The following is a 23,692-nucleotide window of genomic DNA, read 5'->3' on the forward strand; positions in this document are numbered from 1 at the left end:
AAGATGTTGAAAGAAGTTGCTGTAGTGCGTCGTTAAAAACGTTCCGCACTTTCTCGATTGAACGCTTCGCACCAGCTCGGGAGCGCATCTCCCAGCATAGGCTGCGCAAAATAGTATCCTTGAATTTCGTCACAGCCCATCAGCCGCAGAGCGTTCAAGGTATTTTCTTGCTCGACACCTTCCGCAACCACAGACAAGCCAAAATTATGCGCTAAACCAATAATGCTTTGCACGATTTGCTTGTCTTGCTGTGAGCTGATCATTCCTTGTACAAATACGCGGTCAATTTTCAATTCATCAATCGGAAAACGTCGCAAATAGGCAAGTGAGGAATAACCTGTCCCAAAATCATCAATCGACAAGCGAAAGCCTAAGTTCTTTAATTCAAAAAGTAAGGCTGTCGTATGTTCGATGTCATGAATAAAGGCACTCTCAGTGACCTCTAAGCCAACCGCACTAGCAGGCAAATTCCATACTTTCAGCGAGCGCTCCAATACTTTTGGCAACTGTTCGAAAGCGAGCAAACGCGCTGACAGGTTAATCCAAACAACAACTTGCAAACCCAAGGACTGCCATTCTGCCGCCTGTTGTAAGACCTTGTTCACGACTTGCATAGTCAATTGTTCGATCAGGCCATATTGCTCAGCCGTGTCGATCAGCAGATTTGTTGCAACGGACTGCGCATGATTCGTGGGCCAACGCACCAAGGCCTCGACCGACTTGATTGACTTGGAACGCAAATCGACTTTGGGCTGATATCGCATTTCTAATGCGTTCTCATCCAATACTTGTTGAATCGCACGAGGCAGGTCGTCTGGACTTGTTCTCTGGTCTCGGCGTATCGACGCAAGTTCAAAACGGGTGTTGTTTAGTTGCGCATTCTTGTGGGCTTGATCAGCAATACGCATGAGGTCTTGCGCATTCTGCGCATGCAAAGTAGCACAGGCAATGCCTATTTCCGGCTGAAAAAATACAGTGTGGGATTCAATCTTCAATGGCGTACTTAACGCTGAAAGCAATCGATGACATGCTAGTACAGCGAGCGCCTCGGAGCTCAACTGCGGCAGAATAAACCAACATTCATTTTCACTCGCGAAAACGAATCGATCTTTTGCCCGTAAGCTCGCCTTCAGACTATCGTAAAAATGTGCACGAACTATGCCTGAATACTGTGAAGACAGTAATGCCTGCAGTCGGTCACTTCGCTGTAAGGACATGATCAATACCGCAACAAGATGATGCTCATCAGCGATTTGAATCTCAGCTTCAAGCATCGCCATGAACTCTTCCAAGCTCTGCAGTAATTGCGATTGGGGAGCAATTGCTGTCTGGGTATTTCCTGTAATTGCCATCAATTGCGTTTCCTTCGTTTTTAACTCAAGCAGTGTTGCACTTCGCAACAAATTCACGCGTCACGTGATTTTACGCACGATAAAAATCATGACATATCAAGCCATATGCACCATCGGGCAATCCTCTAAGGATGCTAATACGCTCGGCATCTTCGACTAAATCCTGGCGCATCAAGTCGAACATCATGGGTTTTTCTAAAAGATTTTTGTCAGCTTTCGTCAATATTAAAACCTTCGGATCGAGACGCCGGACTTTGTTATGCTCCAGTACAATCGCAACCTCGCCCGTCGTTAGTTGAATCAAACTACCCACTGGAAAAATTCCAATCGCTTGCACAAATTCTTCGACTAATGGTGCATGCAATTGCCCTTCGGCCATCCTAAACAACTCTTTCATTGCATCAAAAGAAGAACGTGTCTCACCATATGGTCGTGCGGAAGTCATCGCAGCAAAACTATCCGCAATTGCCGCCATTCGTCCAAAAATACTAATCTCCGCACCCGCTAAGCCACGTGGATAACCACTGCCATCCATTCGTTCGTGATGCTGATTAATTCCAAGTTTGACATTAGGGCTAAGCGGTTCTTGTGCTTCGAGCAAGTTGATACTAGCATCCACATGTTTCTGAATAATAGACGCTTCGGCGGGGGATAGTCGACTAGGTTTGGCGAGCAAACCCTCTGGCATCTCAAGTTTTCCAATATCTAACAAAAGGCCGATAAAACCCAACTCAACCAATTGCTCTTTAGAAAATCCAATATGGCGTCCAAGTGTCAGCATATACACCGATACTTTCAATGCATGCGACACCACCATCATGTTTTCTGAACGCATTCTTAACAGCCACATCATCGCAGATGGATTAGAAATCACACTATCGGTCAATAGCTGAACCGTCGGTAATACTTCCTTCAACTCTAACGATTGCATGTTTCTTAAATCTTGATGCAACTTATCGATCAGCGCACCGGCTCTTTCGACTACTTCACGCGCCCGAACCAATTCATCACGCATACTTCGCTGATCGTGGTAGTGAACTAAGTGGAGCTCTTCAGGGATGTACTCTGGTCGACGCGAACGAAGTTTATTCTGCTTGCGCCGGCTCCAAAGTGAGTGATGCGCGTGTCGCCCATCTTCACTCCACTTAAGCCAACGAGCCCACCAACTTAAATCAGCAAGGCTCGCATCGCGAGGCTCCATACCTTGCATCATTGCAGCGAACCGCCTAGTGACACCAATTTGCGTCTTACTGATGACCTGTACTGGCGTGTCAATCGTTTGCTCGAATGATTCTTGCTCAAAACGACCTAATTCACTATGCGCGTGAGCAATCACCTTACTTCTATGCTGGTGAACTGTTTTTTTGGGGTGATGTCGTAAGCGACGCGCTGCCGCATAATCAGTTTTGATGAATTTTTTATGCAACCACCCAACCACACGTTCAAGATTCGATTGTTGTTCTGCATCTTTTGGAGCACGATCCAATGATTTTCGGGAATTCGTGGCACCATGCGAAACTGGCGGCGACTCATATAAAAGATCGACTGGTAAATGGACCAATGCATGCTCGTTGCTTCGTCGAGGATCAATCACCAATTCTTTTACTAAGCCTTGCAAAGTCGTCAAATCCAGCGCCTCATTGAGCAAAAAGCCTTGCAGCATGAACGGTGTCTGTACCCACGGCCTATCTAATTCAATGATGAACATTCCTAAACGCAAATCATCAATTCGAATACGTAGTGCTTCACATAATTGATGCGTTTTATAAGCCACAGCGGTTCACTTTTTGAAATAGAATGCAACTTCCGCGTCTGCGGTTGCTATAGTTTTAGATATACAGCTTATCATAACGACTTTCTCGACAACAGCGGTGAATGGACGAAAAAAAAACCCGCATTTTGCGGGTTTTTTCCTACACAATCCGTGACTTTATTTCGACTCGGACTTTTCATCTAATGCTGGCAAAATTTGAACATTTAATCGACTCAATTTGTCAGCACCACGATACAAACGATGATTTGCCTTAACGAAATCGCTGTCCTTTGCATCGTAGATATTCTCAACAAATTTTTGTGGATTGCGATCAATGAAAGGAAACCAGCTCGACTGCACTTGAATCATAATTCTGTGGCCTCGTTGAAAAGTGTGCATCACATCATTGATCGCAAATTTAACTTGATGAATTTGATTGGGCTCCATTGCTTGCGGCTTTTCAAAACTATCTCGAAAACGTGCACGGAAAGGTTCTCCACGCACCAATGTCTGTTGCGCCCCACGATTGACTTCACCGACTGCTGTTTCCATCTTATTTGGATTAACATCAATCAATTTAACCACGAAGTCCGCATCGCTTCCCGTCGTACTAACAAACAATGATGCTTCGAGTGGGCCGGCAAACGTAATATCACGTTCCAAAATCTCAGACTGATAGGTCAATACATCCGGTCTACTGCTCGCAAAACGCTGATCCATCGCTACATATTGATTGCTCCAACGATTTCCGATTTCCGTCGTGTACGGTACAGGCTTAGCTGGATCACTGACATACTCATCAAAACTCAAATTTGCATCCTTCGGTGCGGCAAACCCAAGTTTTCCATTTTCTTGGAAATACAATGACTTAGTATGCGTATTCGCAGGCGGCCAACTGTCAAAGTTACGCCAACGATTTGCTCCTGTTTCAAAAACCCAAGCCTCTGGAATGGAAGGCTTATCCCCGCCTTTTAAATGATGCTTAAAGAAAGCAAATTCGATAGGCTGATAGGTCAATGAAGTTTTGAAGCCAAAATTCGCATCACCAATCTTTTCACCGCTCGTATTGGTCCAGCCTCCGTGCACCCAAGGCCCTATAACCAAGGTATTGGTAATTCCTGGATTATTTTTTTCAATTGCTTTATAGGTCTGAAGCGGACCATATAAATCCTCGGTGTCATACCACCCACCCACCGTCAGTACCGCTGCTTTTATATTCTTCAAATGCGGTAAAAGATTCTTTGCTTGCCAATAGCTATCGTAATTAGGATGGGCCATGAGCTCATTCCAAAATGGAATTTCGCCCTTAAAGTATCGCGTATTTGCGTTCGCCAAAGATCCCATTTCTAAAAAGAATTGATATGCGTCAGGTACTCCCCAATCAAACCCACGATCTGTATTCACGTCTGTTGGTGATGGTCGAGGTTTGCCAAATCCACTGAAGAAACTAAATGCCAATTGCACATTGAATGCGCCGTTCCTATGCATATCATCGCCGCGAAACCAATCAGCGATCGGTGCTTGAGGCGACACGGCTTTTAACGAGGGATGCGAATCGATGGCACCTGCAGAGGTATAAAATCCTGGATAGGAAATACCCCACTGTCCAAATTTACCATTGTTATTGGGGATATTTTTCAACATCCACTCGATACTATCGAAAGTATCACTACTTTCATCAACATCAAGTTTACTCAATTTTTTATCAATATGTGGGCGCATATTGACAAACTCTCCCTCTGACATATTCTTCCCACGAACATCTTGGAAAGCGAAGATGAAACCTTCTCTTTCATATTCCGCGGTTGGGCCAAGCTTCGTTTTATATTTATCCGTTCCATATGGCGCGACTGTGTAGGGCGTACGAACGAGTAACACCGGATAGGTCTTCTTGGCGCTAGCGTCATTCGGAACGTAAATTGAAGTAAACAATAATTTGCCGTCTCTGACCGGAATTCGATACTCATACTTTGTATAATGTCGACGAATATACTCAGCACGTTGAGTTGCGCTTTCTTTGTCATCAAGACTCACATTGGCTGCGTGGCTCGCGATTGTATTAGCACTGTTTGCGGATGCCGCAGATGCAAAATAGACATTTGCAATACTCAGTCCCAGCGCTGCGCAAACAAGCCCTACCCTAAGTCGACTAGGTTGACGAAGATACATAAAATTGGCCTTTCAATGAATGAATTAGGATTTCTAATGCGATTTTCAAACAAAAATACCTAATTCTGACAACTAAGTAGCGTGAATAGTTCACAACTGGAATCAAGTAGACCAACTCAACATCGAAAACACCGTAGTCCACATAAAGTAGGATTTACGCACTTCGTCTATTCAGCATTAAAGTCGAAACCAGGGATATCCGCCTCCACTTGAACGACCGATCCCGCGCCTTGCTGGCGAGCCCGTTTTAGTGCTTCACTTGCGCGCTCAAGAACCACTTCAGCTTGATCCCCCGGCGCATTGGCAGTTAGGCCAGTACAAAAACCCACATGCAACGATGTCGCGACCGCTTGCCAGTCAAAGTCTTGCAGGCGGTTTTTTAAACGCCGAATCGCAATTTGACTTTGGTCTAACCAAGTTGTCGGCATAACAATTGCGAACTCAGTTGCTCCAATTCGGCCAAAGGAATCCAAGCTTCGCAACAATTGCGTCGCTTCGCTAGTAATCACCTGCAATATTCGCTTCGTCACATCCTGCCCAAATTGCTCCATGATTTCGGGTAAGTCATCTACACTAATAATGGCTACAGTAAACGTATGCCCTGTACGTCGCGAACGCTGTAATTCGGCCTCGAGGCGCTCAATTAACGTATTGCGATTTAGCGCTCCAGTCAGATGATCGTGCGTCACCAAGGTTTGTAGTTGTGCCATGACGGCTTCTAGTTTGGGCAAAACATCTTCGCGGCTATTTCCTCCTTTTATTTGAGCGATAGCTTCAAGCAATTGCTGTTGCGCAAAGGGGATAGTTTGACGAGTTTTTTTTGACATGGATAAGTCGATCTACAAAAGAGACATCACAAGTATCATTTCGTTTTATTGCTGCATCTCGACTTGCAAAAGTCTTTCGAGATATTTGGGCTTACAATACCTACTTTAAGAAGGTTCAGCAAGTTCCCATGCCGTTTCCATCATCGACGTCTCCACTACAAGCAATCAATTCACCGCTGTTTCCTGAGGTGCAGCTATGGATAAAGCGAGATGACTTATTGCATCCAAACGTTTCAGGAAACAAATTTCGCAAACTGAAATATATTCTCCGCGATGCCATCGCAACACAAGCGACCCTCGTATCCATGGGCGGAGCGTGGTCAAATCACTTACATGCGCTGGCGCACGCTGCAAAAATGAGCGGGCTAAATTCTGTTGGCTTAATCAGAGGGCTATATTCAGAGAGCGAGCCACGCAACCCCACCCTAGCAGACTGCGCTCAACTAGGAATGGAACTACGTTTCGTCTCCCGTGAGGACTATCGTCAACTACGCGTTGATAACAACTATTGGCAAAATTTTGTCGAAAATGATCAGAACATGCTCTGGATACCAGAGGGTGGTCGATGTGTTGAAGGTATACAAGGAATGGCAGAATTGATCGAAGAATTACCTTTCCATCCTGACCTTATTTTGACGGCTTGCGGATCTGGAACCAGCATGACTGGACTTATCGCGGGCATGCGGGGACACGGCGTCATCATCGGCATCTGCGCAGTCCAAAATGCGCAGTATCTAGAAGAAGATGTCCGTTTATTGCTTGAGCAAGCTGGTTACCCTGCCTACTTAAATTATCAAATTCTGCATGAATTCACGTATGGTGGTTTTGGCAAAATTACCGAAGAACTCAAAACTTTCTGCCGCGAATTCACACAACAAACCGGGATTCCAACTGACCCAATGTATACCGGAAAACTTTTTTATGCCGTGCATCAACTTTGTATCAAGGGACAATTGCCCAAAGGGCAAAACATCGTGGCCGTCCACTCAGGAGGTCTACAAGGCTCACGCGGCATTCCAAATTGGAACGAAAAATAGCTTAATTGGATGGCATCCCTGCCGACTCTTTAAGTAATTCGAGTATCCAATACGATTTAATAGCGATGCTCATCAACTAGATGCTTATTAAAACTGTATTTACTCCCCCCTTGTAAAATATCGACCAGCTTCTTTGGATTCGCAGCTGAAATAAAGACATCTGCGACACCATCTTTAACGCGAAATTTCGTTGCTGGACTCAAAATTCCATTGGGCTTTAACATAAGATGGCGGATTATCCGATTTTTTTCGCTACACAATAGGAAATGGTTCTCTTTACGAAAATTGGCAAGCGGAATATTCAACCACCACCCCTCGTCATTGACATATCTGACTATCTGCGAGAATTGCGTGTTTCCCTCATTGAGTACATTAGCCCTTAAGGACTCATTTGCAATGTAAATCGCCTCAGATTTATTCATATAGCCTTTGAAAGTATAAAAAAAAGGGCGAATCTGATTCGCCCTTTTTATCAATGTTGACTTGGTTTATTTACCCCAGTACGACAAATATTTAGCTCGAAAATCGTTTGATGGATCAAACACGTCTTTCGGTCCACCGTCGTAATTGATATTTTGAAGCGTCACTAAGTGTAAGGGCGAATTGTATCCGCTTGGTGCGACTTTGGACATCGCTCGATTGAGCTCATCAACTAATTGCCAACCATGTAAAAACAAAGGTTCAGGCACAGAACCAATTTGCAAATCACTCTTGCGAATACGCTTATAGGCAGTTGATGAGCCATCACCGGCGGAAATACCACGTAATTTATTACCCGAAACCATAGACTCAATTTCGGGCTTATCTAACATATCAAAATAAATGTCATTCACCGCAATAACGTGAGTCCACTTAGCACCATGACGCTTTACTAAGCCCTCAATCAGGGCAGGAAATTTCTTCCGCGTTTCCGCGAGCGGCAAGTCCTCTACACTCAAGATCCGGCAAGCTTCGCATTGACGCAAGACTTCCACGATCGCTCCAGATTTGGTTGCCATGTAAGGTGTCGAAGTGTCTGTAAACACAACAATACCGGCTTTGCTATTTGACTCCGCCGCTCCAAACAAGGCGGCGATTTGCGCGGCTTCTTTTGGATCCGTTGTAATGTTAGTAAAGAGTCCCGGAACGGCGCCCGCCTTAAAACTAGCATGCCAACCGACCACTGGAACTTTTGCATCGGCAGCTGCCGCCAAACCCTTTGTTTGGCTAGCTGCGTCAACGCCTGCTAATACGATCCCTTGCGGCTTCATTTCTAGGGCTTGCTTTACGACACCTGCGCCTTGATTACATTGGCCACGGCAGTCGAGTGGCAAGACTTGCCACCCTGTACCGACAGCAGCCTCTTTCATACCAGTGAACACCCCATAGGTTCCCGCATCACTCATATCGTGTGCGATAAAAATAATTTTCTTATCTTTCGCCAATTGAGGTCCCGATGTTGGGCCATCCCATTTAGACTTAAGTGCTGAAGCTTTTGCAACTTTAGCGTTGGCGGCGCTCATAAACTGCATTGAATTTTGCTGCGCGTGTGCCCCACTCATGAAACAAGACACAAACAACATGACGAGTAATCTTTTACTGTGCAAAGTAATCATAAATCCAGATCAATTGGGCGTTGAAAAAAGGTGCCAAACTCCACCCAATGACGCCTCACTAAACAGCGAAAATGAATAGAATTTAACAAACGCACAAAGATTATCGCAGAAAGACTATGAGTGCAATTACGCGATTCAAAACTCAAGCATCTTCCTTAAGAACTGTATGCTTTTGACTGCAAATGAGATTTTTGCGTACCGAATTTCGTCAACGAGAAAAGTACCGGTATCAAAATAGCAAACCTCGGTATTGCCCAATTTTTCGTTGACAGAAAAAAGCGCCACTCTATTTTTCGTTATTTTCTGCCGCGATCGGCTTCGGGTTGGCTTGGTTCGAGACAGCCGATGATGCCACCATGGCTGAATCGCTTGGGGTTGTTTGCATCTTCGGCGTTGCATCTGGCGGTACAGCGTGTCCACGAATCACCGCAGTAAGAATAATGCTGAACACACAACCAAACACCAACAATACACTACCAAATTTCAATAGACTTTTCATATTGCACTCCAATTCGTTTGCGATCTACTTATCTTAATTGCGGTGTTCGAACAGTCCAGCGCAACAGACTCACATTCCATTTCAAATAGCGTCCAAATCCAAGGACTGTCCACTTTGTCATCCATAAACACAATAAAAGCAAAGCCGTGCCACTCAACAACAGCACCAAGCCTAAAATCGAATGCTTTGCGGTCATTTTATTTTTTATGCTTATGGTCTTTGCACGCTTATCGAAATGACTCTGTGCACCGGCAATCGTCACATTGTCGTCAACCATACGGTGTATTCCTTTATCTACCTCAATACCAAACTCAGTGATATCCAGATTGACCACTCGGTCATGCTGCTGCAATTGATAGTTGTGCGCACTCCCTTTGTGAAAATGATGTGAGCCGGGAAGCTGAAACACCATATCTTGAACGCCAGAAATACTGACGGCCAAAACTACGATACCCGCGCCATACATCACCATTGAGCCTAAATAAGCGACAAACAGAAAAGCACCGTAAATGAATCCTGGTATGAGCATAAAGAAATTAAATACGACGAGTCCCATCGCCGCGACCAATAAGGTCAAGAGATTTCCGAATGAAAAATCGCTCCGAAGATGCTGAAAACGTACACTTGCGCGTTTTTGCGCCGCGACGATGCGCGGATTAGGAAGTAACTTGCACACATCGGCCTCTGATTTTCCGGCATCCAAACCAGAAGCAAACTGCATCTCGTAGTCGTTGATGGTCTGACTGACCAAGTCATTTGGTAAGCCTTGTAACTCTTGACGAAGTGTATTGATGTATTCTGTCTTATTCATGTCCCCCACCTTTTCCCTTATCTATTCAACTTTTAGCAAGTCCGTATTGGGAATATAAACAAGAACGTCAGCGAATAACACCATCCAGCGACACGCCGTCAATTTGGGGGGATAAAGAGTCAAATCTAGCGATGAATGCGTTCCTAGTTCTTTCTATGTGAAGAAATCAGACAAGACTTCTACGCGGATTTTGTAGACGCAAAATAGGATTTTACATAGTCTTTCAAACGGGCATGGTCTGCCTCAGAACAAAATAGACCTAGCTTTGTTCGACGCCATAAAATGTCATCTGCGGTTGTCGCAAATTCGTTTTTGACCAAATAGTCGATTTCCCGTGTGAAGAGATTTGGTACCAACTCCGGGCCAAGGGCCTCTTCATCGAGACACCCCTCCAGAATCACATGAATCCTACTGCCGTAAGCCTGTGCCATGCGCTGAATAGTCGCACGATTTACAAAGTTGTAGCGCAAGACGCAGTCAGCAACAAAAGCGTCGCGATGCAATACATTGTCTCGACTCGGAAAAGTGGTAGATAAGTCCCCCCCAGGTAGAAGCTCTTTGGAGGTCCAATCTGGTCGGGAATTGTGAAAGTGAGCACTCAGCAAATGAAAAACATCCTCGGCTAAGCGACGATAAGTGGTTATTTTTCCGCCAAAAACATGGACAATTGGCGCGCCATGATCGACAAGATGAAGATGGTAATCGCGAGTAATTGCCTTCGCGTCATCGTTCCCATCATCAACCAAAGGTCGCACCCCAGCATAGCTTGAGACGACATCCCGCGCCGAAATTTGGGTCTCAAAATATTGGTTGCTCAATTCACATAGATAGTTGATCTCAGCATCTGTAATTGCTATTTGGTTTAGGTCTCCCTCATACTCCAGATCGGTTGTTCCAATTAATGTGAATTGATCTTGGAATGGAAGGGCAAAAACAATCCGACCGTCAGGATGTTGAAATAAATATGCGTCCGTGCCCGAATAAAGCTTTTTGACAATAAGATGGCTACCTTTTACCAATCGCAATTTAGTAGTTAGACCTGACTCCGCTAAATTTTGAATTTGACCAGCCCAAGCACCACCAGCATTAACGACCGCGCGAGCAACGACCTTGATTACCTGTGTCTCTGAGTTGCATCTTGACTCAAGCTTTGCTTCCCACCTCCCATCAACTTGATTCAAGGCGGTACATTCAATACGAGAAAACAATCGTGCCCCGCGCTCTTTTGCATCAACTGCATTTAGAACAACTAAACGAGCATCATCAACCCAAGCATCCGTGTATCTAAATCCGTGCTTGAGATATTTTTGCAAACCTTGGCCACTTTTATCTGTCGAGAAATGAATACTTCGCGCTGCTTGGAGCAATTCACGAGGCGCAAGATGGTCATAAACCAGCAAGGCTAGCCGCAATAGCCAGCGTGGACGCAGTCCTTTTCGGTGAGGCATTACAAAATTCAGCGGGGTAATCAAGTGCGGGGCAATTTTGAGCAGCGCTTCCCTCTCTAGCAATGCTTTACGCACTAAACCAAACTCGTAAAACTCCAAATAGCGCAAACCACCATGTATTAGTTTCGATGAGGCTGAAGAAGTATGTGAAGCAAAATCATCCTTCTCACACAAGATCACCGATAAGCCCCTACCTGCAGCATCTCGCGCAACCCCAGTGCCATTGATGCCACCACCAATAACCAGCAGATCACATTCGACTATAGACTCGGGATTATTCATAAACTATTTGCATTCTATTGACGCAGATCAAAATTTAGGGGGGCTGTAATATTTCGCTCTGACATTCGTGGGAGTATTTCTCAATAACACTACTCTAAATGCAAACGATTGTATGCAGCCTAACGAGTTTGATTTGTTCTATTACAACGCACACAAATTATGTAAAGATATTTTGCACATTAGGGAAAATATTGATTGTCAATTTTGATCAAAGTTGATAGTTTATTAGGTGACGCGATAAATATATGAGGAATAGCAGCAAGTAAATTTAGTAACATAACTACAACCGCAAGAGGAGACACAATATGGGTAACCCAAATGTTGCATCAGAAGGTATGACTAAAGAGGAGCGCAAAGTTATCTTTGCATCATCTTTGGGAACGGTTTTTGAATGGTATGACTTCTATCTGTACGGCACACTCGCCGCGATCATCGGTAAAAAATTCTTTACCGCACTCGATCCAAACTCACAAATGATTTTCTCGTTGCTCGCATTCGCTGCGGGCTTCATCGTTCGTCCATTCGGTGCCTTAGTCTTTGGTCGCCTTGGGGATATGATAGGTCGAAAATATACCTTCTTAGTAACGATTGTTATTATGGGCGGCTCCACATTTATTGTGGGCTGTTTACCAGGCTACGAAGTCATAGGCATTGCCGCACCGGTATTGTTAATTGGCTTGCGTATGCTGCAAGGCTTAGCACTCGGTGGTGAGTATGGTGGTGCAGCGACTTATGTTGCCGAGCATTCGCCAGCAAACAAACGTGGCTTCTTTACATCATGGATTCAAACAACAGCGACCTTGGGACTATTTTTGTCCTTGTTAGTCATCCTTGGTGCTCGCACAGCAGTTGGCGAAGAACAATTTGCTGATTGGGGCTGGCGTATTCCATTCTGGGTTTCAGCAATCTTGCTGATTATCTCAATCTGGATTCGTATGTCGATGAATGAATCCCCAGCGTTCGCGAAAATGAAATCCGAAGGCAAAGTTTCTAAAGCGCCATTGACTGAATCCTTTGGCAAATGGGGTAATCTAAAAATTGTTATCTTAGCTTTAGTTGGTTTAACTGCTGGTCAAGCGGTAGTTTGGTACACAGGTCAATTCTATGCGTTATTCTTCCTGACCAATACATTAAAAGTCGACAACGCAACCGCGAACTTGATGATTGCCGCATCGTTGATTATCGGAACACCATTCTTCGTTATTTTTGGTGCGCTTTCCGACAAAATCGGCCGTAAGCCGATCATTATGGCGGGCTGCTTAATTGCTGCTTTGACTTACTTCCCATTGTTTAAAGCACTGACTGAGGCTGCCAATCCAGCGTTAGCAGCAGCACAAGCAGCAAACAAAATTGTGGTCACAGCAGATCCAAAAGAATGTTCATTCCAATTCAATCCGACTGGCACGAAAAAATTCACCAGCTCTTGTGACATAGCAAAACAAGTTTTGGCTGCCAACTCAGCTAGCTATGAGACGGTCGAAGGGCAAGGTCCTGCAACGATTTCCATCGGTGCAACTGTCATTGAGTCTTACTCTGCGACAGGCATGGCACCAGCCGATGCTAAAGCAAAAGACACAGCATTTAAAAAGTCGGTTGTTGACGCATTGCGTGCAGCTGGCTATCCAGCCAAAGCTGACCCTGCTGGCGTGAACAAGCCAATGATCGTTTTGATTTTGTCCATCCTTGTAATCTATGTCACCATGGTTTATGGTCCTATCGCTGCTATGCTCGTTGAAATGTTCCCAACGCGTATCCGCTACACTTCAATGTCTTTACCATATCATATTGGTAACGGTTGGTTTGGCGGCTTGTTACCTGCTACCGGTGTTGCGATTGTTGCGCAAACAGGCAATATGTATAACGGCCTGTGGTATCCAATCATTGTGGCGGCAGCAACTTTCGTCATTGGTATGTTATTCGTTAAAGAAACCAAAGACGTCGATATTTATGCTAACGACTAAGATCACAATCTAGTTCAATAGAAACGCTCGTCGATACATGACGAGCGTTTTTTTTGTTCCCTGTGATAGCGTGGACAGGTCTAAAAAAAATATATCGACAAGTCACATTATTTTTGGGCAGAATGTATTCGATTCATTTATAGTCTATTCTATTAAAAAAAATAAGTTTTTAAATAAACATGCTCAATAGTTAGGGGAGAATATTCAGCATTACCGGAGTCTCTATGAGTAAAATTTATTACGATAAGACAGCAAAGGGTAAAGAAGAGATCAGCACCCGAAGCTACCACCTCAGCGCAAAACTTAGACCACTACTAGTGATCATTGATGGTAAACATACCGAGGAGGAAATATTAAGAAGTGTTCAAGGACTAGGCCTTGGTAAAGAACATATCGAACAACTGCTCAAAGATGCTTTTATCGCACCGCGCGTACTGGTAGCGGATGCCGAAGCGACGAAAATATCAACGACAATCGCAACAAACCCTGTAGTCCCACAAGCTGCAATTGAAGTAAATCCACAAGCCAGACTACTCGCATTGCGAAGCTTCTTCAATGAAACTGTAAAAAGTACTTTGGGCCTGAGGGGCTTTGGCTTGCAATTGAAAGTAGAACGCGCTGGGACATTGGAAGACTTTGTTCAGTTAAGAGAGGCCTATCTTGATGCAGTTGAAAAAGCAAAAGGCCACGAGATGGCACGCAGTCTTGGCGCTCGCTTAGATGAAATTCTATACAAAGACCATTTTGAATGACAATTGGACAGAAAACGTAAAAAAAAGGGGGGGTGAAATACCCCCGAAAACTTAATGCTCCAACATAAACTCAAGATACAAATCACGAGCGAGTTTGGTAATCTCTCCGATTGGTAAGTCATGTTGCTCATATCTTGTACATGGCATCACTTTGCCGTAATTTCCAGTATTGAAAATTTCCTTCGCTAGACTCAATTCAATAGGTTTGACGCTGCGTTGCTCGACTTGGATACCTTTTTCCGCCAATAAATTGATCACGCGCGCTCGAGTAATTCCAGCCAAGAAACTGCCGTTCGCAATAGGAGTCACAACTTGGCCAGACTCTGACACAAAAAACAAGTTAGCAGTCGCAAATTCAGCGACGTGACCGTCTGCATCGCAAACAACTGCATTGTCAAATCCACGCTGCTTCGCGTCTCGCAACGCACGAGTTGTGTTTGGATACAAACAGGACGCTTTCGCATCTGTTGGCGCCATTGACGGTTTGGGTCGAATTTGTGCTGAAAGACAGGAAGAAAATCCTTGAAAGGCCGGCAAAGGTGCATCAAATAAAGTTAGGGCAAATCCTGAGGTGGTTGGAATTAATAAACCATCCTTCCCAAAAATCAAAGGCCGGATATAGAGTTCTGCATCCGTAGGAAACTTCGCAACGCCATCACGACACAATTGTTCGATTTGATCGATCGTATATGGACAAGTAAGTCCAAGAAGCTCAGCTGAGCGTAAAGCCCGCTCTAGGTGTAGACGTAAATCTGGTAAATGCCCACGAATTGAGCGCGCACCGTCAAAAATGGAGGAGCCTAGCCAAACTCCGTGATCCGTCGCCCCCATTACGGGTACATTTCCTTCCGACCAGTTTCCATCGATAAAAGTTAAATACATACTTTACTCCAACTCTTCTAAGTACCCATTTCAATCCACCAATTAACTTGGCAGCACATAAAACAAAACCCGCCATTGATTGGCGGGTTTCTCTGAAGGCATAAACAATTCACTCCAACTTCCAAACGAAATCAACTTTTGCCCAAAGCTGTTCCGCCTTACCATCTTTCGTTCCAGGCTTAAACTTGCACAAGCTCAATGCAGACAATGCGGCCTTATCTAAACTTTTTGAACCACTAGATTTCTCGACCTTCGATTCCACTACTTTTCCGTCTGGAGACACCAAAAAACCCATCGATACTGTACCCGTCTCTTCGTTCATCAAAGCCGCTTTTGGATACTTCGGTGACTCACAGGATTTACTATCCATTACCGGCGCGACTTCAGCTGCGTAACTTATGCCTGAAATTGCAGTCATCAACCCGATCAAGGCAATCGACAATTTTGCATTCATAAACAAACTCATTTCAATAAATTGGTTAAAGATTGATTGTCGACAATTAGAATTTCCAAACGTAATCGACTTTCACCCACATTTGTTCAACTTTACCATCTTTCGATCCAGGTTTGAACTTACAAAGCTGGAAAGCTGCCATAGCCGCCTTATCTAAACTCTTGGAGCCACTCGATGTATCAATCTTTGACTCCATAACCTTGCCATCAGTTCCAATAAGAAATGCCATTGTTACCGTGCCCGTCTCTTCATTCATCAGAGATGCCTTGGGATACTTTGGCAACTCGCATGACTTTGTATCCATAACGGGTGAGACAACCGCTGCGTTGGCACCAACACTTAATAAAAATCCCAAGACAGCACTAAATTTAATAATTTGTGATCGCATTTGCTTGCCTTTTGTAAAATGTTTGTGAACTTAGAATTAATCCGTACGACGGTAAGTTTGTTCAACCGTTCTCAGCTCAAAATTCTTCCCAGTCATCGTCATTATGCTTCGCAGGTGACGCTTTCTTAGGAGCGGGTTTCGCTGCTGGCAGAGACTTCATCGCAGTCTTTGGCTTTGAAACTGCCGCTGGTTCAACTTTTCTCACTGGCGCAGCATTGGCACGATTCGCAAATAAGTTTTGTTCACCAGCGTTTAATTTAAAGATGCTCACCACTTTCGCTAATTCACCAGCTTGATCTTGCAAACTTTGTGCTGCGGCGGCAGCTTCCTCAACAAGAGCCGCATTTTGTTGGGTCATGCCATCCATTTCGATAATTGCCAAATTAACAGCTTCGATCCCAGAGCTCTGCTCTTGGCTAGCCGCACTGATCTCCGCGATGATATCGGTAACATGTCGAACGCTTGACACAACCTCATCAATAGTTGCGCCCGCTTGTCCAACCAATTTACTACCGACTTCCACTTTCTCGACTGAGTCACCAATCAATGTTTTGATTTCTTTCGCAGCAGCAGCACTACGCTGGGCCAAGCTTCGGACTTCTGATGCAACGACTGCAAATCCTCGCCCCTGTTCACCAGCACGAGCAGCCTCAACCGCTGCATTCAAAGCCAGAATATTTGTTTGGAATGCAATTCCATCAATCACGCTAATAATATCAACGATCTTCTTCGCAGATTCATTGATCGAACTCATCGTGTCAACTACTTCGGCAACCACTGCACCGCCTTGACGCGCAACGTCAGAAGCAGAGGCAGCTAATTTATTTGCCTCTCGGGCATTGTCAGCATTTTGTTTAACTGTGGTTGTTAATTCCTTCATGGAAGCCGTGGTTTTCTCCAATGAACTCGCTTGTTGCTCTGTTCTTGACGATAAATCCAAATTGCCTGTAGCAATTTCGCGAGATGCGGTCGCGATTGTGTCTGTTCCAACGCGGACTTGCCCTACAATGTTCACGAGACTATCACGCATAGTTTTCATCTCGGCCAATAAGCTCTCAGTGTCCCCAGAATTGGTATCAATGATTCCTGACAAGTCACCTGCTGCGATTTGACTAGCAATGTCTGCTGCATAATCAGGCTCGCCACCTAATTGTTTTAGTAAACTTCTAGTAATAATGACTGCTGCAATGATTCCCAATACCAAAGCCAAGCCGCCTAATAAAAGTAAAACATTACGTGCGTTACTAAATGCGGACTTTGCCTCTTCCGCAACGACTGCATTTTGTTTATCTTCCAAAACCACCAACTCATCCAAAACTTTCAACCATTCATCTTGAACAGGACGTATTTTCTTGATCAAAGCAATGGTTGCGGCTTCAGGATTATTAGCCAAACCAAGGTCTCTCGCCATGTTAGGCAGAGAAGCGGCAGCCTTCTCCTTTTCTTTCAACTTGGTGAGCAAAGTACGCTCTTCGGTCGTCGAAGTTGAGTTGTTTTTCAACATTTCCGCTAATTTCGACTCTTTATCACCGTAGGATTTTGACTGCTCATCGATCTTTTTCAGATCTTTGGACATGTCATCAATATCAGTCAACAAAGTCAAATTTCGCATCGAAACTTGGCGATCATAGACAATAGCGCGCATGTCAATAATTAACCGACTTTTTACATTGCTAACATTCACAATGTCTTCAAGTCGATCTTGAATCAAAGCCATCCTGGAAATACCAAGGCTAGTTACCGCAATGAGTAAAATCAGTACGAGAGCAAACCCAAGCCCAAGGCGCTTACCCACCTTCATTGTAGTTAAGTTCATGTCTATTCAGCCAAGTAAGGAAGTTCAAAAATATCTCAATATCCCCCGTGGTTTTTCTACACCGCCACAGAACATTTGAGTCTTATAGTATTGGATTATTAGGAAAAAAATATTTACCAGAATGAGCAGCGCATTTACGAATAGTAAGTCCACTGTTTGATTAGAATATACTCCATTTTTGCCTGTTGGCAAGTCATCTAGTGGCAAAAAACCACTGGAATTCATGTATTGAGAGCAAATAATTCAGAAAATTTAAATTTCCTGGCAGCAATATGCGGAAGGCTTACTTAAATAGCAAAGACCTGTTCCCGCATCTCCACTAAAATTTCTTGAATATGTTTGGGATCATAGGTGCGCAATATTTTCCGGATGCTACCTTCAAGCTCGCGAACATTCGTGCCTAGAATTTCTTGCTTAATTTCAGGCAAAATTGCCGCCGGCATCGATAGTTCCCGGAACCCCATTCCTACCAAGAGCCTAGTCAATTTAACATCTCCAGCCATCCCACCACAAATTGCGACTGGAATATTCGCCCTTTCCGCTGCAGTCACAGTCATGTCGAGGAGTTGCAGAATTGCGGGGTGGGTATCATTGTAAAGGTGCGCAACTTCATGATCAGCCCTATCGATAGCAAGCGTGTACTGAATCAAATCATTCGTCCCAATTGAAAGAAAGTCTAATTTCTTCACAAACATTGGTAAGCTAAGCGCTGCTGCTGGAACTTCTATCATCGCACCAATTTTGATATCTTCATCAAACGCAATTCCTTCCGCACGCAATTCAGACTTTGCCTTTTCGATCATCGCCAACGATTGATCTATTTCAAATGCATGCGCGATCATTGGAATGAGAATGTGGACATTTCCAAATGCTGAGGCGCGCAAAATGGCACGCAATTGTGTCATAAAAATCTGCGGTTCTTTTAGACAGTAACGAATCGCACGTAACCCTAAGGCAGGGTTAAGAATGTTATGTTCATTGTGCTCTAAAGGCTTATCTGCACCAACGTCTAAGGTCCGTATCGTGACAGGTCGACCTTTCATTGTCTGCACAGCCAATTTATAAGCGATCAGCTGTTCTTCTTCAGAAGGTAATTGATGCTCACCTCCCGTACGTCCCATAAACAAGAACTCAGATCGAAACAAACCGACACCACTCGCTCCCGCTTCTATCGCTGCATGCGCATCTTCCGGCATTTCGATATTGGCAAGCAACGTGATTTCAACTCCATCTCGCGTGATGGCAGGTGTTTTCCTTAACTTCCCAAGTTTCTTCTTAGCTTTGATCAAAACTGCTTGCTGATCACGATACTGAGTAATTAACAGTGCAGAGGGTGCGACAATCACCACGCCGGCATCGCTATCAATAATCAACCAATCGTCTTGCATGATTAGTTGAGATGCATTGCCTAAACCTACAACTGCAGGAATTCCTAAACTGCGCGAAACGATTGCCGTATGCGAGTTAGTTCCCCCCTCGTCAGTAACAAAGCCAGTGAACGCGACATCACGAAATTGCATCATGTCCGCCGGGGAGATATCCTTCGCGACGACAATCATATTGGCGTTACGCTCGTCGACGCCTAAAGCACGAGGAAGTTGATCGGCGCTCCCCGTTAAGATCTTCAATACACGTTCCGCCACCTGCTGAATGTCGGCTTTTCGTTCACGCAAATATTCGTCTTCGATCTCGTCAAACTGCGCAGACAACACATCAACTTGCGTGACCAATGCCCACTCAGCGTTGTAATGCCGAGTGCGAATAATATCGAGTGGGGCTTCGGACACCATTGGATCCGAAAGTATCAATGCGTGAACATCTAAGAACGCACCAAGCTCTGTTGGCGCATCGGTTGGGAGTTCTGCCCAAATTGATTGTAAATCTAACTGCACTTGAGCGATTGCGGCCTGCAATCGCTCAACCTCCGCTTCAACCTGCTCTTGGGCTATCAAGTAATGTCGGACATCCATAGCTGCAGGACGCAACAAATGGGCACGACCGATCGTGATCCCACGTGAAACAGGAATACCTTGAAGTGTAAAGGATGCCACAGGGCCTCGCTATGTATTAATTTATAATGACGTTTTATGCAAAGGTAAGCATCAAGAAGCCCCCCAAAAAAAACCTTCTTCGAAGCGACTTCGTCCTATTCGCCTTCACCGAAACGATCATTGATTAATGCAGAAATTGCTTCGAAACAGGCTTGCTCATCTTCGCCATTGGTTTCCAACAAAACTTTGGTTCCCTTACCTGCCGCTAGCATCATGACACCCATAATGGATTTTCCATTGACACGACGATTATTTCGAGTCAACCAAACTTCGCACTTAAATTTTCCGCCAAGTTGTGTCAGTTTTGCTGAAGCCCTCGCATGCAAACCTAATTTATTGATGATCTCAACTTCTTCTTGAATCATATTCTTTTCGCTTTACAGATTAGTTTCCCGTGCACACGTGTATCAGATTAATTTTGACCGATACGAATCCGATTTTCAACCCGAGTCGCGCCATTTTGCCCCCCGGCCAACGCCATTTCAACGACCACATCCAATTGATCTTGTCGATAAGTGATTGCGCGCAAGAGCATCGGTAGACTAATCCCAGCAATCACGGCCGTTTGAATCTCGTCGCTTCGTTGCGGACAACAGTTGGAAGGGGTGCCACCTAGAATGTCCGTCATGATTAAGACGCCAGATCCATCGTCGAGACGATTGATCGCATCTTGTGCCAAGCGCCGTACTTCATCTACATTTTGATCAGCGATGACATCGATCGCTTCTAATCGTTCTGGACGACTACGAAACACGTGCGTGGCTGCCTGAATAAAGGCATCCCCTAAAGGCGCATGCGTTAACAAAAGTAAACCAACCATTCCGCTTTTCCTGATTGAGTCGAGGATTAAGTAATCTAAATCAAGAAATATTGATTATGTGTCCTTCGAGCCGACCTGATGCTCCAGTGCGTCAACGAACATTGCCGCAACATTGATACCCGTTTGCTGCGTGATTTCTTGAAAACAAGTTGGACTTGTCACATTAACTTCGGTCAAATAATTTCCGATTACATCTAATCCTACCAGTAACAAGCCTCGTTCGGATAGTATTGGTGCCAGCGTTTGTGCAATTTCAAGATCGCGCTCGTTTAACTTCTGCGCAACTCCAATGCCGCCAGCGGCTAAATTACCGCGCACTTCTCCCCCCTGAGGAATTCTCGCTAATGCAAATGGTACGACTTTCCCGCCTATGAGAAGAATCCTTTTGTCACCATCAACGATTTCAGGAATATATTTTTGTACCATGATCGTACGCTGTTGATTTTCCGTCAGTGTCTCGATCACCGATCCAAGATTCATTCCATCTTCTCGAATCCGAAATATACCTGTACCTCCCATACCATCTAAGGGCTTCAAGATAACATCGCGATGAGTATCAAAAAATGCTCGAATTTTTTGTTCGCTGCGGGTCACCAATGTAGGTGTCGTAAACTGAGGAAATTGCGCGATACTGAGTTTCTCATTGTGATCCCGAATCGCTGAGGGCTTATTAAACACCAGTGCACCTTGATGTTCAGCCAAATCGAGCAAATAGGTAGAATAGATGTACTCCATATCAAACGGTGGATCTTTTCGTTGCAGCACCGCATCAAAGACTTGTAGCTCTAAATCTTCCACCTCCCCAAGCTGGTACCAAGTTGCTCCATCATTTGTCAAATGTACTTCGCGAACGGTGGCGCTAACTCGCCCAGACTTCAACGCTAAATCTGATGGACCGAATGCGAATATCTTGTGCCCTCGGCTCACCGCTTCAGACATCATCGCATAGGTAGAATCTTTATAGATTTTGAATTGTGAAAGTGGATCTGTAAGGAAAGCAATTTTCATTTTTTACTCAATAAATTTCAGGATTGGGATCGGTTTTTTCCAACTCCAGTGACGCGGCTAATAGTGCTAAACGCGCAACCACGCCATACATATAAAACCGATTAGGTGCAGCGGTTCCTGGCTTTGCGCGCATGTCTGGCACAGCATGTTGTTGAGCAAACGCGAGTGGGACAAATTCCATTCCTGGTGCATTTAAATTCTCATCGATGCCGCGATCTTGGTGAACACGATAAAATCCACCAACGACATACCTGTCGATCATATAAACAACTGGTTCGGCGACACTTTCGTCAATTTGCTCAAAGGTATAAATTCCTTCTTGAACGATATAGTCGTGAACTTCACGTCCATCTTTAACCACCGTCATTCTATTCCGTTGCTTTGAGTTCAGATCGCGTACTTCACGTGAATCACGGATCGTCATAATCCCCATTCCACATGTACCAGCGTCGGCCTTAACGATCACAAAAGGCTTTTCCTTGATTCCATACTCTTTATATTTCTTTTTAATTTTCGCCAGTATTGTATCGACTGTCGCCATAAGGCCTTCCAATCCCAATCCAGCTTCAAAATCGACATCGCCACACTTTGCGAAAAACGGGTTAATCAACCAAGGGTCAATCTCCACCATTTTCGCAAATTTCTTCACCACTTCGTCATAACTGGCAAAGTGATTGGTTTTACGTCGCATTGCCCAGCCTGCGTGCAAAGGTGGCAACAAAGTCTGTTCATGAATATTTTCTAAAATTCCTGGTATCCGAGTTGATAAATCATTGTTTAGCAAAATCGTACACGGGTCGAAATTTTTCAAGCCTAGACGTCTGCCATTGGCTGATCGTTGTAGTGGTTCGATGGATAGTTCGATGCCATCTGCCAAGGTGATAATTTTAGTTTCGAATGCTGTCTCATCAAGATTTCCCAATCGAACATTCAATCCAGTCTGCCGATAGATTTGCATTTGACGAGCAATGTTCTGCCAATAAGAAACATTACACGGACGATCCTCAGGAATTAACAATAGATTTCGTGCATCAGGACAGTATTTTTCAATCGCAGCCATTGAGGCTTGCACTGCCAACGGTAACATCTCAGATCCAAGATGATTAAAACCACCCGGAAATAAATTCGTATCCACTGGGGCTAATTTGAATCCTGCATTGCGCAGATCTACCGAGCAATAAAACGGCGGCGTATGTTCTTGCCACTCAAGCCTAAACCACCTCTCTATCGAAGGCGTAGCTTCCAAGATCTTTTTTTCGAAATCTAATAACGGGCCATTCAAGGCTGTTGCGAGATGCGGAACCATGACTTCCTTTTTTGAATACAAATGAATGCGATAACAGGCTGAGCTAGTAAGCGAGAAAAAAGCGAACCCTGATGCAAATTACTCTTCATATTTTGGGGCAAATCCTAGGTTTACAAGTATCTATTCCCATTAACCTACCAAGTGATATTTTGACCTCGTTGCGCACTATTCTGATTTAGCTAAAAGGTCAAAGTGCTCCACAGTGGGTGGGGATGCAAAGAAAGGACCGACGATCGCTCTCCATGCTGCAAACGCTGGCGACTCTCTAAAATCAACGGTATGATTTTCTAAATTTTCCCAAAAAATCATCAATAAATAACGATCAGGTGATTCAATCCCCTTATTTACTTTATAACCACAAAAACCTTTTGCGTGTGCGATCACGCTATTGAGTCCATGCTGAATTGCTACGTCGAATTCAACTTGTCGGCCTGCCTGAATACGAATATCGGCTAATTCCAAAATCATTTATTTACTCCTA

Annotated in this window: 22 protein-coding genes; 3 read left to right on the plus strand and 19 right to left on the minus strand. The window is 44.5% G+C overall.

Annotated features, from left to right (window positions below):
• Positions 1-32: 32 nt before the first annotated feature.
• The 4 genes from KDM90_RS17355 to KDM90_RS17370 all read right to left on the minus strand — a co-directional run bounded on the left by KDM90_RS17355 (position 33) and on the right by KDM90_RS17370 (position 6,101).
• Positions 33-1,352, minus strand: coding sequence for a bifunctional diguanylate cyclase/phosphodiesterase (locus KDM90_RS17355; RefSeq protein ID WP_212676880.1), 1,320 nt, complete (start codon positions 1,350-1,352; stop codon positions 33-35).
• A gap of 70 nt (positions 1,353-1,422) precedes the next feature.
• On the minus strand, positions 1,423-3,126 hold the full coding sequence (locus tag KDM90_RS18390; protein WP_212676881.1) for an HD-GYP domain-containing protein: 1,704 nt from the start codon (positions 3,124-3,126) through the stop codon (positions 1,423-1,425).
• Positions 3,127-3,282: 156 nt separating this feature from the next.
• A complete protein-coding gene (locus tag KDM90_RS17365; protein WP_212676882.1) occupies positions 3,283-5,274 on the minus strand; it encodes a CocE/NonD family hydrolase in 1,992 nt (663 codons plus the stop codon).
• 167 nt (positions 5,275-5,441) lie between these two features.
• Complete coding sequence (locus tag KDM90_RS17370; RefSeq protein ID WP_212676883.1) at positions 5,442-6,101, minus strand: GGDEF domain-containing protein; 660 nt, start codon at positions 6,099-6,101, stop codon at positions 5,442-5,444.
• Between the two features lie 128 nt (positions 6,102-6,229).
• On the opposite strand from KDM90_RS17370, the gene KDM90_RS17375 reads away from it, so the two are divergent.
• Positions 6,230-7,138: a 1-aminocyclopropane-1-carboxylate deaminase/D-cysteine desulfhydrase gene (locus KDM90_RS17375; protein WP_212676884.1), complete on the plus strand. Its 909-nt coding sequence runs from the start codon at positions 6,230-6,232 to the stop codon at positions 7,136-7,138.
• A 56-nt stretch (positions 7,139-7,194) separates the two neighbouring features.
• On the opposite strand, the gene KDM90_RS17380 is transcribed toward KDM90_RS17375, so the two are convergent.
• The 5 genes from KDM90_RS17380 to glpD form a co-directional block, all read right to left on the minus strand.
• A complete protein-coding gene (locus KDM90_RS17380; RefSeq protein ID WP_212676885.1) occupies positions 7,195-7,560 on the minus strand; it encodes a hypothetical protein in 366 nt (121 codons plus the stop codon).
• A gap of 66 nt (positions 7,561-7,626) precedes the next feature.
• Entirely contained in the window at positions 7,627-8,649 is a 1,023-nt protein-coding gene (locus KDM90_RS17385) for a substrate-binding domain-containing protein (protein WP_212676886.1), read from the minus strand.
• 370 nt (positions 8,650-9,019) lie between these two features.
• The gene (locus KDM90_RS17390; protein WP_212676887.1) at positions 9,020-9,232 is read right to left on the minus strand and encodes a hypothetical protein; all 213 of its coding nucleotides are present in this window, start codon (positions 9,230-9,232) and stop codon (positions 9,020-9,022) included.
• A gap of 28 nt (positions 9,233-9,260) precedes the next feature.
• A complete protein-coding gene (locus tag KDM90_RS17395) occupies positions 9,261-10,043 on the minus strand; it encodes a DUF1700 domain-containing protein (RefSeq protein WP_212676888.1) in 783 nt (260 codons plus the stop codon).
• A gap of 179 nt (positions 10,044-10,222) precedes the next feature.
• Complete coding sequence (gene glpD, locus KDM90_RS17400) at positions 10,223-11,773, minus strand: glycerol-3-phosphate dehydrogenase (protein ID WP_212676889.1); 1,551 nt, start codon at positions 11,771-11,773, stop codon at positions 10,223-10,225.
• A 305-nt stretch (positions 11,774-12,078) separates the two neighbouring features.
• Here glpD and KDM90_RS17405 point away from each other — a divergent pair, with 305 nt between their 5' ends.
• A complete protein-coding gene (locus KDM90_RS17405; RefSeq protein ID WP_230409870.1) occupies positions 12,079-13,734 on the plus strand; it encodes an MFS transporter in 1,656 nt (551 codons plus the stop codon).
• 224 nt (positions 13,735-13,958) lie between these two features.
• Positions 13,959-14,486 (plus strand): hypothetical protein, encoded by a 528-nt coding sequence (locus KDM90_RS17410; protein ID WP_212676890.1) that lies wholly within the window; start codon positions 13,959-13,961, stop codon positions 14,484-14,486.
• Positions 14,487-14,537: 51 nt separating this feature from the next.
• Here KDM90_RS17410 and KDM90_RS17415 read toward each other — a convergent pair whose 3' ends face one another.
• The 10 genes from KDM90_RS17415 to KDM90_RS17460 form a co-directional block, all read right to left on the minus strand.
• A complete protein-coding gene (locus KDM90_RS17415) occupies positions 14,538-15,368 on the minus strand; it encodes a branched-chain amino acid aminotransferase (RefSeq protein WP_212676891.1) in 831 nt (276 codons plus the stop codon).
• Between the two features lie 109 nt (positions 15,369-15,477).
• Positions 15,478-15,822 carry an energy transducer TonB gene (locus tag KDM90_RS17420; RefSeq protein ID WP_212676892.1) on the minus strand — a complete coding sequence of 115 codons (345 nt, stop codon included), beginning with the start codon at positions 15,820-15,822 and terminating at the stop codon, positions 15,478-15,480.
• Between the two features lie 46 nt (positions 15,823-15,868).
• Positions 15,869-16,210, minus strand: a complete 342-nt coding sequence (locus tag KDM90_RS17425) for an energy transducer TonB (RefSeq protein WP_212676893.1) — start codon at positions 16,208-16,210, stop codon at positions 15,869-15,871.
• A 76-nt stretch (positions 16,211-16,286) separates the two neighbouring features.
• On the minus strand, positions 16,287-18,026 hold the full coding sequence (locus tag KDM90_RS17430) for a methyl-accepting chemotaxis protein (RefSeq protein ID WP_230409871.1): 1,740 nt from the start codon (positions 18,024-18,026) through the stop codon (positions 16,287-16,289).
• A gap of 287 nt (positions 18,027-18,313) precedes the next feature.
• Positions 18,314-20,077, minus strand: coding sequence for a phosphoenolpyruvate--protein phosphotransferase (gene ptsP, locus KDM90_RS17435; protein WP_212676894.1), 1,764 nt, complete (start codon positions 20,075-20,077; stop codon positions 18,314-18,316).
• Positions 20,078-20,172: 95 nt separating this feature from the next.
• A complete protein-coding gene (locus KDM90_RS17440) occupies positions 20,173-20,442 on the minus strand; it encodes an HPr family phosphocarrier protein (protein ID WP_212676895.1) in 270 nt (89 codons plus the stop codon).
• 47 nt (positions 20,443-20,489) lie between these two features.
• On the minus strand, positions 20,490-20,897 hold the full coding sequence (locus KDM90_RS17445; protein WP_212676896.1) for a PTS sugar transporter subunit IIA: 408 nt from the start codon (positions 20,895-20,897) through the stop codon (positions 20,490-20,492).
• A gap of 54 nt (positions 20,898-20,951) precedes the next feature.
• Entirely contained in the window at positions 20,952-21,905 is a 954-nt protein-coding gene (gshB, locus tag KDM90_RS17450; protein WP_212676897.1) for a glutathione synthase, read from the minus strand.
• A gap of 7 nt (positions 21,906-21,912) precedes the next feature.
• Positions 21,913-23,211, minus strand: a complete 1,299-nt coding sequence (gene gshA, locus KDM90_RS17455) for a glutamate--cysteine ligase (RefSeq protein WP_212676898.1) — start codon at positions 23,209-23,211, stop codon at positions 21,913-21,915.
• A 165-nt stretch (positions 23,212-23,376) separates the two neighbouring features.
• Positions 23,377-23,679: an antibiotic biosynthesis monooxygenase family protein gene (locus KDM90_RS17460; protein WP_212676899.1), complete on the minus strand. Its 303-nt coding sequence runs from the start codon at positions 23,677-23,679 to the stop codon at positions 23,377-23,379.
• Positions 23,680-23,692 lie beyond the last annotated feature (13 nt).

Source organism: Affinundibacterium fentianense, assembly GCF_018139545.1.
GTDB classification, from domain to species: domain Bacteria; phylum Pseudomonadota; class Gammaproteobacteria; order Burkholderiales; family Burkholderiaceae_D; genus Undibacterium; species Undibacterium fentianense.

Excerpts from the sequence above, each read along its gene's own strand:
- KDM90_RS17355 (WP_212676880.1), bottom strand. The coding sequence starts at position 1,352 with ATGGCAATTACAGGAAATACCCAGACAGCAATTGCTCCCCAATCGCAA.
- KDM90_RS17365 (WP_212676882.1), bottom strand. The coding sequence starts at position 5,274 with ATGTATCTTCGTCAACCTAGTCGACTTAGGGTAGGGCTTGTTTGCGCA.
- KDM90_RS17370 (WP_212676883.1), bottom strand. The coding sequence starts at position 6,101 with ATGTCAAAAAAAACTCGTCAAACTATCCCCTTTGCGCAACAGCAATTG.
- KDM90_RS17375 (WP_212676884.1), top strand. The coding sequence starts at position 6,230 with ATGCCGTTTCCATCATCGACGTCTCCACTACAAGCAATCAATTCACCG.
- KDM90_RS17380 (WP_212676885.1), bottom strand. The coding sequence starts at position 7,560 with ATGAATAAATCTGAGGCGATTTACATTGCAAATGAGTCCTTAAGGGCT.
- KDM90_RS17385 (WP_212676886.1), bottom strand. The coding sequence starts at position 8,649 with ATGCAGTTTATGAGCGCCGCCAACGCTAAAGTTGCAAAAGCTTCAGCA.
- KDM90_RS17390 (WP_212676887.1), bottom strand. The coding sequence starts at position 9,232 with ATGAAAAGTCTATTGAAATTTGGTAGTGTATTGTTGGTGTTTGGTTGT.
- KDM90_RS17395 (WP_212676888.1), bottom strand. The coding sequence starts at position 10,043 with ATGAATAAGACAGAATACATCAATACACTTCGTCAAGAGTTACAAGGC.
- glpD (WP_212676889.1), bottom strand. The coding sequence starts at position 11,773 with ATGAATAATCCCGAGTCTATAGTCGAATGTGATCTGCTGGTTATTGGT.
- KDM90_RS17405 (WP_230409870.1), top strand. The coding sequence starts at position 12,079 with ATGGGTAACCCAAATGTTGCATCAGAAGGTATGACTAAAGAGGAGCGC.
- KDM90_RS17410 (WP_212676890.1), top strand. The coding sequence starts at position 13,959 with ATGAGTAAAATTTATTACGATAAGACAGCAAAGGGTAAAGAAGAGATC.
- KDM90_RS17415 (WP_212676891.1), bottom strand. The coding sequence starts at position 15,368 with ATGTATTTAACTTTTATCGATGGAAACTGGTCGGAAGGAAATGTACCC.
- KDM90_RS17420 (WP_212676892.1), bottom strand. The coding sequence starts at position 15,822 with ATGAATGCAAAATTGTCGATTGCCTTGATCGGGTTGATGACTGCAATT.
- KDM90_RS17425 (WP_212676893.1), bottom strand. The coding sequence starts at position 16,210 with ATGCGATCACAAATTATTAAATTTAGTGCTGTCTTGGGATTTTTATTA.
- KDM90_RS17430 (WP_230409871.1), bottom strand. The coding sequence starts at position 18,026 with ATGAACTTAACTACAATGAAGGTGGGTAAGCGCCTTGGGCTTGGGTTT.
- KDM90_RS17440 (WP_212676895.1), bottom strand. The coding sequence starts at position 20,442 with ATGATTCAAGAAGAAGTTGAGATCATCAATAAATTAGGTTTGCATGCG.
- KDM90_RS17445 (WP_212676896.1), bottom strand. The coding sequence starts at position 20,897 with ATGGTTGGTTTACTTTTGTTAACGCATGCGCCTTTAGGGGATGCCTTT.
- gshB (WP_212676897.1), bottom strand. The coding sequence starts at position 21,905 with ATGAAAATTGCTTTCCTTACAGATCCACTTTCACAATTCAAAATCTAT.
- gshA (WP_212676898.1), bottom strand. The coding sequence starts at position 23,211 with ATGGTTCCGCATCTCGCAACAGCCTTGAATGGCCCGTTATTAGATTTC.
- KDM90_RS17460 (WP_212676899.1), bottom strand. The coding sequence starts at position 23,679 with ATGATTTTGGAATTAGCCGATATTCGTATTCAGGCAGGCCGACAAGTT.